Annotated in this window: 10 protein-coding genes and 1 pseudogene; 7 read left to right on the forward strand and 4 right to left on the reverse strand. The window is 33.9% G+C overall.

Going from position 1 to position 15,460, the window contains the following annotated elements:
* Nucleotides 1–120: 120 nt before the first annotated feature.
* Together CEY12_RS16855 and CEY12_RS16860 are read left to right on the forward strand one after the other, a co-directional pair.
* Complete coding sequence (locus CEY12_RS16855; protein ID WP_089028791.1) at nucleotides 121–1,182, forward strand: helix-turn-helix domain-containing protein; 1,062 nt, start codon at nucleotides 121–123, stop codon at nucleotides 1,180–1,182.
* Between the two features lie 79 nt (nucleotides 1,183–1,261).
* A complete protein-coding gene (locus tag CEY12_RS16860; RefSeq protein WP_228409719.1) occupies nucleotides 1,262–3,625 on the forward strand; it encodes a TonB-dependent receptor domain-containing protein in 2,364 nt (787 codons plus the stop codon).
* Between the two features lie 37 nt (nucleotides 3,626–3,662).
* Here CEY12_RS16860 and CEY12_RS22480 read toward each other — a convergent pair whose 3' ends face one another.
* Nucleotides 3,663–3,827, reverse strand: coding sequence for a hypothetical protein (locus tag CEY12_RS22480; RefSeq protein ID WP_172821043.1), 165 nt, complete (start codon nucleotides 3,825–3,827; stop codon nucleotides 3,663–3,665).
* A 269-nt stretch (nucleotides 3,828–4,096) separates the two neighbouring features.
* Between CEY12_RS22480 and CEY12_RS16865 the strand changes: the two genes are divergently transcribed.
* From CEY12_RS16865 to CEY12_RS16885, 5 genes and pseudogenes are all read left to right on the forward strand, one after another.
* Nucleotides 4,097–5,011: a dimethylarginine dimethylaminohydrolase family protein gene (locus tag CEY12_RS16865; RefSeq protein ID WP_089028792.1), complete on the forward strand. Its 915-nt coding sequence runs from the start codon at nucleotides 4,097–4,099 to the stop codon at nucleotides 5,009–5,011.
* Between the two features lie 133 nt (nucleotides 5,012–5,144).
* A pseudogene (locus tag CEY12_RS16870) lies at nucleotides 5,145–5,492 on the forward strand (four helix bundle protein).
* 58 nt (nucleotides 5,493–5,550) lie between these two features.
* Complete coding sequence (gene ctlX / locus CEY12_RS16875) at nucleotides 5,551–6,474, forward strand: citrulline utilization hydrolase CtlX (protein ID WP_089028793.1); 924 nt, start codon at nucleotides 5,551–5,553, stop codon at nucleotides 6,472–6,474.
* 141 nt (nucleotides 6,475–6,615) lie between these two features.
* On the forward strand, nucleotides 6,616–8,370 hold the full coding sequence (locus tag CEY12_RS16880; protein WP_089029908.1) for a discoidin domain-containing protein: 1,755 nt from the start codon (nucleotides 6,616–6,618) through the stop codon (nucleotides 8,368–8,370).
* A gap of 24 nt (nucleotides 8,371–8,394) precedes the next feature.
* Nucleotides 8,395–9,606, forward strand: coding sequence for a serine hydrolase domain-containing protein (locus CEY12_RS16885; RefSeq protein ID WP_089028794.1), 1,212 nt, complete (start codon nucleotides 8,395–8,397; stop codon nucleotides 9,604–9,606).
* Nucleotides 9,607–9,650: 44 nt separating this feature from the next.
* Here the strand turns inward: CEY12_RS16885 and CEY12_RS16890 are convergent, their stop codons facing one another.
* From CEY12_RS16890 to CEY12_RS16900, 3 genes are all read right to left on the reverse strand, one after another.
* A complete protein-coding gene (locus CEY12_RS16890; protein WP_089028795.1) occupies nucleotides 9,651–10,514 on the reverse strand; it encodes an alpha/beta hydrolase in 864 nt (287 codons plus the stop codon).
* A 77-nt stretch (nucleotides 10,515–10,591) separates the two neighbouring features.
* Entirely contained in the window at nucleotides 10,592–12,892 is a 2,301-nt protein-coding gene (locus CEY12_RS16895; protein WP_089028796.1) for a TonB-dependent receptor domain-containing protein, read from the reverse strand.
* Nucleotides 12,893–12,960: 68 nt separating this feature from the next.
* A complete protein-coding gene (locus tag CEY12_RS16900; RefSeq protein WP_089028797.1) occupies nucleotides 12,961–15,222 on the reverse strand; it encodes an outer membrane beta-barrel family protein in 2,262 nt (753 codons plus the stop codon).
* Between the last annotated feature and the right edge of the window lie 238 nt (nucleotides 15,223–15,460).

A 15,460-nucleotide genomic window follows, 5' to 3' on the forward strand; every position in this document is an offset into this window, starting at 1 on the left:
TGGGTGTATTCTCTTGCTTCTATTGATGTCTTTTTCTAAGAAAAAGTAAAAATTAAATGATTATATAAAATTGAATATCAGAAATTTATTATTTTTACTAGGTCAAAAAACTAATATACAATGACTTTCGGACAACAGCTGTTATTCTTTTTTAGTGCAGTCGGAGCCTTTAATGGGCTTTTGCTTGGGATTTATCTGCTGTTTGTTAAAAAGCTTAAGTATGTTGCTGATTTCTTTTTGGGACTAATTTTGTTAACATTAAGCATTAGGGTTGGAATATCGGTATGCATGTATTTTTATCCGGACTTACCTAGAATAATTCCTCATCTTGGGCTTTCGTTACTGTTTTTTACAGGTCCTGCATTGTACTATTATATAAAAGCATCTTTTCTGGAAGAACAGTTTGTTCTAAAAAACTGCAGGAAATCCTTTGGTATTTTAACATTGATTTTAGGCGTCGTTGGACTTTTATATTTGTTTTTTCCTATCACTTGGGACAGCTATTTTGGATCTTTTATTTATTCTGTTTGGACAGTTTTTGTCCTTCTTTCTGTATATGAGTATTATATCTTGTCACAAAAGTACTCAAAGAAACCTAATCAATTTATCCTCCCAGTCTTAGTCAGTAACGTTATTATATTTTTAACGTATCAATTAATTGCTACGGGATGGATTCAAATTTATTGTGCAGGCGGAAGCCTTGTATTTTCATTTGTTTTGTATGCTAATTTTCTGATTTTATTTAATAAAAAAGATCAGTCAACAGAGGCAAAGGAATTAAACAGATATTCCAATAAAAAGATATCAACTGAACAGGCTGAGAGTTTTGTTTCAAAACTGGAAAGATTAATGGATTCTGAAGAACTTTATAAAAATCCAAATCTCAAATTAAACGATCTGGCAATGAAAATGCACATTTCATCTCACCAGCTTTCACAGTTATTGAATGATAATCTTGAAAAAAGTTTTTCTACCTATATCAATGAATACAGAATTAATGAAGCTTGTGATATCATTGAGAATGGTTCTTTTTTGAAAATTGAAGAGATCGGATATGAAGTAGGGTTTAATTCTAAATCAACATTTTTTTCTACATTCAAGAAAATAAAAAATACAACTCCACTTTTGTACAGACAGTCCCAAATGCCTTCTGTAAGAGAGCTTCAAGGTTCAAATTTATAATTTCGCACTTCGGAATTTAAACTTCAAAACTCTGTTTTTATTCGCTGATCCTACTTTTGGTTCATAAAATATAAAATTTATGACCCTTAGACTGTGGACTTTAATCATGTTATTGTTTTTGTCATTTTTTGTCAATGCCCAAAAAGTTATTACGGGTAAAATTTTGGATTCCGAGACAAAAACACATCTTGCCAATGTTGAAATTGCACTTTTCAATAAACTGAGTAATCAGCCTGTTCAAAAAAAGATAACGGATTCACTCGGGCAATTTCGGTTTGAAATAGTAGGAGATGAATCCTTTATTCTTGTACAGAAAGAAGGTTATGAAACCAGAAAACTGGATCAATTGGATGGAATTTCCTTAATCGAAATGACCCCTTTAGGTAAGGTCATTGAAGAGGTAGTCTTAGAATCCTCCTCCCGGAATGTAAAACTGAGTGATGGAAATATGGTAATGAATGTTGCCAACAATAAAAATTTTAAGACTTCAACTCATATTCTTGAAGTGCTCAGGAAAACACCGGGTGTAACTGTTGACCAGGAAGATGGTATTTTCATTGGAGGTAGAATAAGTCCTACTATTTTTGTAGACGGAAAACCTCTTGTGATGAGTACTCAGGAAATTCAGGCTTACTTAAGGTCTTTATCTCCGGAAATGGTTGAATCTATTGAAGTTAATACAAACCCTTCTTCTAAATATGACGCAGAATTTAAAGGAATAATTGATATCAGGCTGAAAAAAAATGGGAATCTTGGCTGGAAAGGAAATTATAATGGAACTGTTTCTATTAATAAATTCAATTACAGGGAAAATTCAATTAATATCTCATACAATACCGAAAAGGTTGCGTATCAAATGCAGCTGGGATACAACGAAGGGGTTTCGACGTATCGCTACAATGCTTTGCAGCGGCTTGCCAATACGAATGTGATGAGAACGAATACCTATCAAAAAGATGCTGGAAAAGTTCTTACTGTTCAGACAGGAATTGACTACCGGTTAAATGATAAAAACAGGCTGGGATTTTCTTTGAGGGGAAATTTTAGAAATAATGACCGTATGAGAACCGGATCTTTATATACGACCAATAAAGATGGAACACAATTAGTTTTCAATACAGGGAGTGAAAATCCGATAGATTATAACCAGAATAATTACGGAATTGGAACAGATTATTCTTTTATCAATAAAAACTTTAAGCTTAATTTCCTGGGAAATTATCTTTTAGTAAACAATAAACAGAAGGATGATTTTATTAATAGAGACATTCCTACTTCTGAGTTATTATCCTATTGGAAATCCGATTTACTCAATAAAATAAATGTCTATACTGCCCAAATTGATATCACTCAAAAAGTACATAATGCCAATTTTGAAATAGGGGTAAAATACAGTAATACAAATACCAATAACAATATCAGATACGATACACTATCTGTTAATAATCAATTTATTTTTGATCCTACCCGAAGTAATGTGTTTTCATATAAAGAGCAGGTACTGGCAGGATATTTGGCTTACAATCAGAAATTCAACAAACTCCAGATTAATGCCGGGATCAGGGTTGAAAATACAAAAAGTATTTCAGATGCAGTCAGTTCGAATTCCGTTGTAACAAGAAATTATCTGGAATGGCTCCCCTCCTTAAATGCAAGCTACGAAATAGATAAATCTAATGAATTTTCTGTTTCTTATAGCAGAAGAATTACCAGACCTGCTTTCTCTCAACTTAATCCTTTCAGGTTTTATTTTAGTCCATTGAATTACTGGATCGGAAATCCATACCTGCAGCCTTCATTTACCAGTCAGGTTAAAGCAACCTATCGGTATAAAAACTGGGTGGCGAGTCTGGCAGTTGGAAAAGAAACGGATGTTATGGTAAGATATCCAAAATACGATCCCAAGACTAATGTTTTAGAATATCTTGGAACAAATTTGCCTTATCGGAAATTCGCGAGTATAGAGTTGAACTTTCCCGTTAAAATTACAAAATGGTGGAATGTAAGCACTCAGATAGCGGGGTATTATAATGATGAATTTCGGCCTTATTTTGATGAAGTATTTGCTTTAAAGGTTTATAATTATGAGCTAAGATTCAATCAGGTATTTTCTTTACCGAAAGGATACACTGTAAATTTTTTTGCTAATTATGAATCTAAAACCGGAAACAGTCTTTATATTATCAAATCCAGATACAACATAGATATTTCATTACAAAAATCATGGTTTGAAAATAAGCTGAACACCAAGATCAGCTATAACAATATTTTTGACTCTTATGATCAGAAGGTAGAGTTCCGGCATAAACAGATTATGGATAATCGATTTACCCATTGGTGGGATAGTCAGAGATTGGTTTTGGCAGTAACCTATAATTTCGGAGGCTCAAAATATCAAGTGAAGGAAATTCAGAGGTCGGAGGAAGAGGGTAGAACAAGATAAAATAAAACCTGCTAGGAGTAGCAGGTTTAGATTTTTATTAAGGACATACACAATTTCCACAAGTCCAGATTCTACAGCTTCCGTCGTCATTCCATTCGCAGCAGTATCTTGGTCTTGTAGGTCCTATACCTCCTTTAATTGATTTTTGTTCTTCTCTTCCTAATTTTTGTGCATTTTTTAGCACTGAAGCATTCTTGTTCATGATTTTGATTTTTTGATGTTAATGATTTAGTTCTAATTTCCAATGAAATTATATCACTAAGATATGAATTCGTTTTTATTTTCTGCAATAATTTTTAAACAATTGTAGATGATAAACAGTTGTTTATAGATTTTTTATTCCCTATGTATTTTTTTGAAAAGCCAAAAATTGGATGTTATTTTAATAGAGAATTAATTCTTAGGATAAACTAATTCAAAAGTTTTCCAGATAGAGCCCTTTCCCTATATTTGTATATTGCATAAATCTTTATGAAACTAAATATTAAAAACGAAACGGGAAGGTTAAAATCAGTTGTTCTGGGCCAACCTAATTCTCTGGGACCTGTTCCCACCCTTGAGGAAAGTTATGATGCGAAGTCATACTACTCAATCGAACACAATATATATCCGAAAGAATCGGATATCATTGATGAAATGAATGCTTTTGAAGCTGTACTCAAAAAATATGACGTAGAAGTTTTGCGTCCGAGTATTATCAAGGACTATAATCAGGTTTTCGCCAGAGATGTAGCATTTGTTATTGATGATAAAATGATCATTTCAAATGTAATTGCTGACAGAGCTGATGAACAGGAAGCTTATAAAAAGGTTTTTGAAAAAGTAGCCTGGAGAAAAATTATCAATCTTCCGGAATCTGCGCATATCGAAGGGGGAGATGTTATTGTATGGGATGACTTTTTATTTATTGGAACTTGTTTCAGTGAAGACTACAGAAACTATAAAACAGCGAGAACGAACGAATATGCTATAGAAATTCTAAAAGAGTATTTTCCTAAAAAAAGAATTATTGATTTAGAGTTAAAGAAAAATGATAAAATTCCTTTTGAGGGGATTCTTCATTTGGACTGTACATTCAATCCTATTGGGAAAGATAAATGTCTTATTTATAAAAATGGTTTTGTGGATGAAAGCGATTACCGTCTGATCATTGATATTTTCGGAGAAGAAAACTGTTTTCATATTACAGATGAAGAGATGTTTGAAATGTTTCCTAATATCTTCTCAATCTCTCCGGAAATTGTAGTCTCGGATAAAACATTTACAAGAATGAATAACCACTTAAGAAATGAATGGGGAATGACAGTGGAAGAAATTCCATACCGCGAAATTTCTAAAATGGGTGGATTGTTAAGATGCTCTACAATGCCATTGGTAAGAGAGTAGTAATTAGTATGAGGGTGAGAGTGTTTGAGAGTAAGAGAGTTTGAGTTTTTTTTTATAAGTAAAATTTAAAATTATGTCAACAGTTAAATTTCATCAGGATTTAAGAGTTTTTCAAAAGTCTTTTGAAATGGCTATGGCAGTTTATGAACTTTCAAAATCTTTTCCAAAAGAAGAACTTTACTCTCTTACAGATCAAATCAGAAGGTCATCCAGATAGGTTTCTGCTAATATTAGTGAAGCCTGGGGAAAAAGGAAGTATGAAAAGTCTTTTATTGCAAAACTTACAGATTCAGAAGGTGAAGCAAGAGAGACCCAAACTTGGTTACAATTTTCTTTAGCATGCGAATACATTAATGAAGAACAATTCAGTAACATAAATAATCAGTATAATCAAATAATCGGGATGTTAGTTAGTATGATAGGTCAATCAGAAAGATGGTGTTCATTTTTATCTTTTAATCAAGAAGAAAATAATTTCTAATTTCAATCAGATAAAGACTCTCAGACTCTCAAACCCTAATATTCTCAAACTTAAAAAGATGCAAACAACAGATACAGTATTAATGATAGAACCGATCGCTTTCGGTTACAATGCGGAGACCGCAGAAAATAATTACTTTCAGGTTGAACAGAAAGATTTAGATGTTCAGGCTAAAGCTTTAGGAGAATTCAATATTTTTGTTGAGAAACTAAGGAACAAAGGAATCAATGTAATCACAATCAAAGATACATTGGATCCTCATACTCCGGATTCTATTTTCCCCAACAACTGGGTAAGCTTCCATAATGATGGTAAAGTGGTTCTATATCCAATGTTTGCCTCAAACAGAAGGGTAGAGAGAAGAGAAGATATTCTGGAGACGATAAAAAGTAAAGGTTTTGAAATAACTGAAATTGACGATTGGTCTCTTCCTGAAATTCAGGGACATTTCCTAGAAGGAACCGGAAGTATGATCTTCGATCACGATAATAAAATTGCGTATGGTTCTGTTTCTTTAAGACTGGATGAGAAATTATTCAGAGACTTTTGTGAGAAATATGGTTTTACACCAGTTGTTTTTCATTCATTTCAGACAGTTGGTTCAGAAAGGCTTCCTATCTATCACACTAACGTAATGATGTGTGTGGCGGATAAATTCGTGGTGATCTGCCTGGATTGTATTGACAGTGAGTTGGAAAGAAGCAAGGTCATCGAAACGATTAAAAATTCTGGAAAAGAAATTATTGAAATTTCGGAAGAGCAAATGCAGCAATTTGCGGGAAATATGCTTCAGGTTCAGAATGGAGAAGGACAAAAATTCTTAGTAATGAGCCAGACAGCTTATCAGTCATTAACGGCAGAACAGGTTGCCGCGATTGAAAAATATTGTGAAATCATTTATTCAGATTTGAATACCATCGAAGTAAGTGGTGGTGGAAGCGCCCGTTGTATGCTGGCGGAAGTTTTTCTTCCTAAAAAATAATGTAAAAGGAAAATAACTATCATATTCTTCTGGCTTTAGAAATAAAGCCAGAATTTTTATTTTTTAGAAGGTTATAATTCCATATAATAAGAAAACCAAAAAAAGTTAAGTAAATTAGCGAATTAAGTAAAAATTATGAAGATGCAGAAGTACTTTTTTATGATCCTTATTGTACTGGGATTTGGTTTGAATGCTCAACAGAAAACATTTTGTAACCCGATTAATATAGACTACGGATATACCCCGTTTGAGTCTTTCTCCAAGCAAGGGAAACACAGGGCTACGGCAGATCCTGTTATCGTTAATTTTAAAAATAAGCTGTTTCTCTTTTCTACCAATCAGGAGGGCTATTGGTATAGTGATGATATGCTTGATTGGAAATTTGTGAAAAGAAAGTTTCTTAGAGATAATAAATATATTCATGATCTTAATGCGCCCGCAGTTTGGGCAATGAAAGATACTTTGTACGTTTTTGGGTCGACCTGGGAGCAGGATTTCCCCATATGGAAAAGTACAAATCCTACCAAAGACGATTGGAAGATCGCAGTAGACACTTTAAAAGTCGGAGCCTGGGATCCTGCTTTTCATTATGATGAGGATAAAAACAAACTGTATTTATATTGGGGATCCAGTAATGAATGGCCTCTGTTAGGAACAGAAGTGAAAGTAAAGACCTTACAGTCTGAAGGTTTTGTAAAACCAATACTAAGATTGAAGCCTGAAGATCATGGCTGGGAGCGTTTTGGAGAATATAATGACAATGTTTTTCTGCAGCCTTTTGTTGAAGGAGCCTGGATGACAAAACACAACAACAAATATTATATGCAGTACGGAGCTCCGGCTACTGAATTTAGTGGTTATTCAGATGGAGTTTATGTCAGTAAAAACCCTCTTGAAGGGTTCGAATATCAACAGCATAATCCATTCTCCTATAAACCGGGTGGTTTCGCAAGAGGTGCCGGACATGGGGCCACCTTTGAAGACAATTACAAAAACTGGTGGCACATTTCCACGATTTTTATTTCGACAAAAAACAATTTTGAAAGGAGATTAGGGATCTGGCCTGCAGGGTTTGACAAAGATGATGTCATGTATTGCAACACATCCTATGGTGATTATCCCACTTATCTTCCACAATATGCTCAGGGAAAAGATTTCTCAAAAGGCCTTTTCACAGGCTGGATGCTATTGAATTATAATAAGCCCGTTCAGGTTTCCTCTACTTTAGGAGGTTATCATTCCAATTATGCGGTAGATGAGGATATTAAAACGTATTGGAGTGCTAAAACCGGAAATTCCGGTGAATGGTTCCAGACAGACCTCGGAGAGCTCTCCACTATTAATGCCATTCAGATTAATTATGCAGATCAGGATGTAGAATTTCTCGGGAAGACTTTAGGGAAAATGCATCAGTATAAAATCTATGGTTCAAATGATGGTAAAAAATGGAACGTTATTGTTGATAAGAGTAAAAATATCAAAGACGTTCCTCACGATTATGTAGAGCTGGAACAACCTGTAAAAGCGAGATTCCTAAAAATGGAAAACCTTAAAATGCCTACAGGGAAATTTGCACTGAGTGGATTTAGGGTGTTTGGGAAAGGAGGGGGAGATAAACCTTCACAGGTTCAGAATTTTGTTCCTCTGCGTGCGGATGCAAAGAAATATGGGGAAAGAAGAAGCATATGGATGAAGTGGCAACAGAATCAGGATGCAGATGGTTATGTCATATACTGGGGGAAATCTCCGGATAAATTATATGGAAGTATTATGGTATATGGCAAGAATGAATACTTTTTCACTGGCGCAGACAGAACCGATACTTATTATTTCCAAATTGAAGCTTTTAATGCCAACGGGATTTCTGAACGAACGGAAATTATGAAATCAGAATAAAAACTAAACTAAAATCATAAAACCATGAAAAAACTCAATTTTTTACCGATCTTATTATTCCTGCTCACTGTTTGGAGCTGCAAGAGTAGTGAGGTTGAAGAGTATCAGACTGACCTTGATACGGCAGTAAGAAAAATTCACGCTGATCTTGAGAAGGAATTGAATACTGACGTTCCTTCATTAAGTGTTTATATTGTTTCCCCAAAAGGAACCTATTTCAGTACAGTTACTGGAAATAATGGAGCTCTTGTCACTAAGAAAACCTATTTCCGTTTTGCAAGCAATACCAAGAACTTTACATCAACAGCAATTTTGAAAATGATGCAGGATGGATGGCTTCAGCTTGATGATAAAATTACAGCCAATATTCCCGGGACAAATGTTCCCTATGTCCCCAATTCTTCAGACTGGAATTTTCCCAATAAAAATCAGATTACAATTCGGGAACTTTTGCAACATAATGCCGGGGTTTATGATGTGACAAATGATGCTTCTCAATACAATGTGAATGGTGAGACCTATACGGACTATATGCTTGCGAACTTTCCGGATCATCAGTTTTCTACTGGTGAGTATGTGAAAATTCTTACAGAGCATAATCTTACTTATGGACTACCGAATACGGTATATCATTATTCAAATACAGGATTTTCCATTTTAGGAGAAATAATTGCACGGGTGTACTCACAGAAATCAAATGGATCTAAAACATATGGAAACTACATGTACGACAAAATTGTAGGACCTTCTTCAATGATGCCATTAGATATTAAGTTTCCAGAATTAGCGTCAGACAAAAACCTGCCGATCCCTTATGTTAAAGGTTTGATTAAATATGCAGATCATAATGAGATAACCGATCAAAAAAATGCAAGTGCCCATGTAGCGGAAGGAAATGGGGTAGGTACGATGGTTATGCTCTCTGACTATATAAGAAGTATAATGAAAGGGCAGAATGTTCTTAATGCTTCAAGTGTGGAGCAAATGAAGACAAGTAAGGGACCGGCTACAACTTCCGGTTATGGTCTGGGCTGTTCTTATGTACCTGGAGTCGGATATGGGCATAATGGTGCCACCGAGGGCTATCTTTCAACAATGCTTTACGATCCGGAAACGGATGTTTCAGTAGTCGTTCTCCTTCCTTTTTGGGATTTAAGAAATATGGACAACTTTACAAAATGTCTTTCTACTTTGAACACAACGGCTCTGGAAGCCAAAAAAGCATTGAAATATTAGTGAAATTTTTAATAAAAAACTTAAAATAAAACGCTTTGATCTGATCAAAGCGTTTTATTTTTATCAAGATCCTTTATAAACTGATCCACTTTATTAATAAGGAAGGAGCTATTGTTCTCTTTGTCCCAATCGAGGTGCCCACCATTAAATTCATAGGACTCATGGAGAATATGGTTTTTATTTAAGATAGAATCTAAAATTACTTTTTGGGATAGTGGGATCACTTGATCATTTTTGCCATAATAAGAAAGGGTGGGAGCTGAGGTTGTACGAATCCAGTTAACAGGGCTCGAAAATTCGGTCATTGAAACATTTGATAAAATAGTTTTTGGATCTATCAGATGTTTTTCAACGAAAGGGTAATCAAAATACTTTTTAAAGCCAGAATCTGATAAATCAGAAGGTCCTACAATATTGATGACTGCTTTTACTTTTTTATCCCTGTCAAAATGATAGGCATATAGCATTGATAAATGTCCCCCGGCACTATTTCCTAGCAGGAAAAACCGGGGTTTGTATTTTAATGTTTTTTCTAAATAGTGAATGACGTTATTGATATCTTCAGTCTGATTGGGAATCCCGAAGCGTGATGTTGATGCCAGTCTGTAATTGATGTTTGCAAAAACAGCTTTTGGGAATTTCTGCATCATGGATAAAGTAAAAAAAGTTAATTGAGATTTGTTTCCACTCCGCCATCCGCCACCGTGTATCATTATAAATACATCTGATTTTGAATTTAAAACTGCCGGAATATACAGATCCATTGTCTGTTCAGGATCATTGCCATATGAAATGTTTTCCTGGCTTTCAAAGTTGATTTCTTTACCAAGATGTATCGTTTTTTTCTTACAGCAGATATTGAATAACAATAAACACAAACAGCTGAAAACAATAATTATTTTTTTCATATGGTTTAAAGATAAAAAACTCGCTGAGTTCTCAGCGAGTTTAATACAAAATAATTGATATGAAGAATGAATGTTTTTTATCTTGTTCTGCTTTTAATAGCGTCGGAAGCACCTTCGATGTCCCTCATTTTTTTCACTTTTTGATTTCCAAAATTATAAGTGATACTTAGCGTCATGCTCCTTCTGTACTGGTCATTTCTGATGTAATTATAATTTCCGTTTGGCTGATAATCCTCTATTTCTACAATATTGGTTCTTAGTACATCATTTACATTGAGGGCAAATGTCCAGTCGTTCCAGTTTTTCTTTATACTTAAATCCAGACTCATTAGGTTTTTCAACATTCCTAGTTCGATTTGCTGTTTATCAACGAAGAAATAATTAACACCTAAAAACCAGGTTTTTTTCTTATCCAAGCGGATGGTATTGTTACTGGTGATTACAATACTTGTTGATTTTACAGTATTAGTATACACCAATGGTTTTCCGTCTTTGTCTACAAATGTATCTCCGCTTGTAGGATCTCCGGCTAAAGAACCATTATTAATGTTGTGTTGAACTCCTGCATTAAAATTCAATGTTAGATATTGTTTAAAAAAGCTTTTCTGAATTCCGACCATGGCAGACATTTCCTGTTTGTCTCCAAAGTTTGTTCTGATATATCGCAATACATTTTGAGTACCTATCTTACCATCAGCTGATTTTACAAAACCCTGTAATGGAACCTGAGTGATCTGATCTTTAAAATAAGAATGATTTAATATCAGGAAATAAGAATTTTTATACATATAGGTCAATTCCTGGTTATAGGTAGAAGAGGCTTTTACGAAGGGATTGTTTTGTGTGTAATTAAATTCTGTGATATAATTTCTTACCGGATTCAATTCCCAGAAACTTGGTCTTCTCATTCTGCTTGAAAATGAATAGGAGATATTATTCTTATCATTGATAGCATAATTAAAGCTTAAATAGGGAAGGAAATTATTATAATCTCTTTCAATTCTCTGATATTTTTGGCTTTCTATTGTATTTGTAGGGTTGTCTGCTGTCCCTAAACTATTGGTGATTTCATATCTTGCTCCTACTTTTCCCGAAAACTTATCTGAAAATTTCTTTTCAAGAGTAAGATATGCTCCGTATATATTTTCATCATAAATGAAATGATTGAAATCTGGTTTGGGCTGTGGATTCTTAATGTCGTTATTATTTTCATCTACGAATTGATAAGTAAAGTTTTTAGTATCATTATTCGTTTTAGTTTTATTAAAATTTCCCCCTACAGAAATCGTAAAATCATTTTTGAATTTCTGGATATAGTCAACAGTTCCTGAAAAGTTATTGATGATCTGTGGTGTTTCCTGTGTGATAGTTTGTCCAGGTCTGGAATAACCTCGTGTCTTATCGGGTAACATCGTATTGTTTTGAGCAAACTGAAACCTTTTGTAGATAAGATATGCTGCATTGGCATTTAACTTACTACCCAGTGAATCTAATTTTATTTCATAATTTAAGTTGACTGAATTATTGTAGTTTCTTCCATCAGCTCTGTTTTTTGTCCATGTATGTGTTGTTTCGGTAACCCCTTTCTTATTGGGTTGTGTTAAGGTATTGAACAGGTCAATGATAGAATTATTACTCTTATTTGCCCAGGAATTCCATGACAGGGCTAAATTACTTTTTTCGGTTAATTGATAGTCAATATTCAGGTAACCACCCAGATTTTTATTAGGATCATCGATGTCACCTACAGATTCATTCTTTAATTTATCCGTTCCGTTTCTTAAAATATAAGATTGTGGCTCTATGTTTTCACCGCCGTTCAGGTTAGCACTGATTCCTAATTTATCCTTTCTATAGTTGACTGAAAAACTGGCTGAGCTTGCATTATACTTATTTTGAGTGTTGGACATTCTCATGTTTCCATTCAATCCATCGCTCATTTTTTTCTTTAAAACAATATTGATAATTCCATCGGAAGATTCTACCTGATATTCACTTCCTGGAACCGTAATCACTTCAATTTTCTGAATATTTTCTGCAGGAGTGTTTTTTAGAAATTGTACAAGAGATTCAGCATCCATATTGGTTTTTCTACCATTGATATAGATAAGGGCATTATTCTTTCCTGCAATTTTCAATGTCTTATCATCCGTTGACGAAAGAAGAGGCGTTTGCTTCAAAATATCAAAAGTTGTATTTCCTTTGGCAACAGGAGAAGCAGCAACGTCGTAGACAAAACGGTCACTTTGTTTTTTAAATACCTGTTTTGTTAAAGTAACTCCTTCTATACTTTTTGTCTTTACTGAATCTGATTTTTTTTCCTGAGCGGAAGCAAGTCCGGTGAAAAAGAGAGCTGCAATGAGTAGTGGCGTTTTCATGAGTTTATTTTTAGGGGTGGGCGAGATTCTGACTTGTGGCAACGCAGAATCTTAGAGAGTTTATTATATTAAGTTCTTGATTTTACAGCATCATTAGCTGATTTCATTTCTCTGGCTTTTTTCAGTTTCTGATTACCAAAATTGTAAGTAACACCTACACTGAAAATTCTTGGATACTCAAAATTGGTGACATTATTAAAACTTCCATCAGGCTGAATTCCTTTAATTCTGTTGAAGTTTTGATTGAATACATCGTATACTTCTACAAGAACTGTCCAGTCACCAATGATCTTTTTCACATTAAGGTCTAAGCTTTGTCTTGTTCCCAGTTCTCCGATTTCTATTTGGCTTTTTCCTCCGTAGAAATAATTAACCCCAAGGAACCAGTCTTTTTTAGAAGAAAGGCGAATAACATTGTTGAACTGTGCGGAGATATTGAAGTTTTTTACATTGATAACATAAGGAGTAAGTACTTCTGTTTGACCTGGAACTGGTCTTGATGTCGGATCTTCAGACACCGTACCTGAATACATAGCATAGGCTAAATTGACAGAATAATTGGTTGTCCAGATATCTTTAAACCAGGATTTGTTCATCCCGACAGTCAAACCAAGTTGCTTATTATTTCCATAATTGGTTCTGATATATCTTAGGAATTTTGTAGTAACCATAACTGGATCTCCACTCGTATCAAGTATTACTTTCCCATTTTCATCTTTTTGTGGTTTTGTCACAGTTCCCTGCAATGGAACCTGATTTGAAGCATCTTCTACATAGTTAAAGCTGAGGTTCGCATAGAATGCATTTTTATACATATAGCTGATCTCCTGATTATAATATTTTGAAGCAAGAACAAACGGGTTATTTTGGGTATAATTATCAGGAGTGAAATATGTTCTCGAAGGATTCAATTCCCAGAATCTAGGTCTTCTGATTCTGCTTGAAAAAGTGTAGCTAATATTATTATCTGCGTTAATAGCGTAATTGAAATTAAGATATGGAAGGAGATTATTATAATTTCTATCAAACCCTGTTTTTCCTAGGATTTCACCAGTACTACGCGTCATCTCGTAACGTGTTCCTATTTTTCCTGATACTTTTTCGCTTAATTTTCTTTCATAAGTAAGATAAAGTCCCAGAATGTTTTCTTTATAAATGAAATGATTGGTCTGATCGAAATCGTTTACGAAGCTGTCACTTGCTTTTGTATAGACATCCTGTCTTGTATCGTTATCGGTTTTAGTATTATTATAACTAATTCCCATTAACCATGAATTTCCTTTTTTCGTTTTTTTGATGTAATCAATGTTAGCCGCGTAATTGTTAATGATCTGTGGAACCCATTGTTTAAATGCTCCGTATTTATTATTGTCAGCATCATAAAAAGGGAATGTTTCATTAATGCTGTATTTATCTCTGTTGAACCATAGGTAAGAAATGTTAGATGTTAATTTACTACCCAATGAGTCTGTCTTGATCTCATAATTTAAATTAAAAGAATGGTTTCTTGTTTGTGCATCCTCATCATTTACAGTTCTGTTTTTCAAAACTCCGTTTTGAATATTGGTGATATCTAAAATTGAATTAAAGCTTTTATTATACCTCATATTGTATGTGAAACCTAAACTTTGCTTTTTATTAATTTCATAATCGATATTAACGCTGCCTCCAAAATTTTTATTAGGATCGTCATTAAATCCAAATGATTCATTTTTGAAAGTGGAATTTCCGTTAGAAAGTCTGTATTTTTCTCTGTCTGTCCAGCTTCCGGTACTGATGTTTGTATTAACAGCAAGTTTGTCTTTTCTAAAGTTCAGGGATGCACTGGCAGAAGGATTATTGTAATAAGCTTGCTCGTTTTGCATTTTTAAAGTTCCGTTATACCCATTGTTTCTGCTTTTTTTCATTACAATGTTGATCACACCATCGTTTGATTCTACCTGGAATTCACTGCCTGGAACGGTAATCACCTCAATTTTCTGGATATCCTCCGAAGGAGTATTCTTAAGCATTTCAATTAATGCCTCAGCATCCATATTGGATTTTTTATTGTTGATATAGATGACAACTTCAGATTTTCCCATGATTTTCAATGTTTTTCCATCAATACTGGAAATCATCGGAGTCTGTTTCAATAAGTTGAAAGTATTCGTCCCTTTTGCAATAGGAGAAGAGGCAACATCATAAATAAAACGGTCGCTCTGTTTTTTGAATACCTGTTTCTTTAAAGTGATACCTTCTATATTTTTAGTTTTTAAACTGTCTGATTTCTGTTGGGCAAAAACAAATCCAGTGAAAAATAAGGCTGCTAAGAGAGTGGGCGTTTTCATGATTCTATTTTTTATTTGTTAATAGCTTGTATTTGTTATTATTTAACATTACAAAGATATATAATAAATTTAGTATTATGCAATACAAAGTACTTACAATGTTTTTATAATATTTTTAACTTATTGATTTTCAGTTACTAAAATTTCAGTTAAAAATTTTTATTCATTTTGATTGACTTACTTATTAGACAACTTTCGGATGAAAGTTGTTACATCGAAAATGAAAATTAACAAATAA

This window comes from Chryseobacterium sp. T16E-39 (assembly GCF_002216065.1).
Lineage (GTDB): Bacteria > Bacteroidota > Bacteroidia > Flavobacteriales > Weeksellaceae > Chryseobacterium.

Excerpts from the sequence above, each read along its gene's own strand:
- CEY12_RS16885 (WP_089028794.1), top strand. The coding sequence starts at position 8,395 with ATGAAAAAACTCAATTTTTTACCGATCTTATTATTCCTGCTCACTGTT.
- ctlX (WP_089028793.1), top strand. The coding sequence starts at position 5,551 with ATGCAAACAACAGATACAGTATTAATGATAGAACCGATCGCTTTCGGT.
- CEY12_RS16865 (WP_089028792.1), top strand. The coding sequence starts at position 4,097 with ATGAAACTAAATATTAAAAACGAAACGGGAAGGTTAAAATCAGTTGTT.
- CEY12_RS16860 (WP_228409719.1), top strand. The coding sequence starts at position 1,262 with ATGACCCTTAGACTGTGGACTTTAATCATGTTATTGTTTTTGTCATTT.
- CEY12_RS16895 (WP_089028796.1), bottom strand. The coding sequence starts at position 12,892 with ATGAAAACGCCACTACTCATTGCAGCTCTCTTTTTCACCGGACTTGCT.
- CEY12_RS16880 (WP_089029908.1), top strand. The coding sequence starts at position 6,616 with ATGCAGAAGTACTTTTTTATGATCCTTATTGTACTGGGATTTGGTTTG.
- CEY12_RS16855 (WP_089028791.1), top strand. The coding sequence starts at position 121 with ATGACTTTCGGACAACAGCTGTTATTCTTTTTTAGTGCAGTCGGAGCC.
- CEY12_RS16900 (WP_089028797.1), bottom strand. The coding sequence starts at position 15,222 with ATGAAAACGCCCACTCTCTTAGCAGCCTTATTTTTCACTGGATTTGTT.
- CEY12_RS16890 (WP_089028795.1), bottom strand. The coding sequence starts at position 10,514 with ATGAAAAAAATAATTATTGTTTTCAGCTGTTTGTGTTTATTGTTATTC.
- CEY12_RS22480 (WP_172821043.1), bottom strand. The coding sequence starts at position 3,827 with ATGAACAAGAATGCTTCAGTGCTAAAAAATGCACAAAAATTAGGAAGA.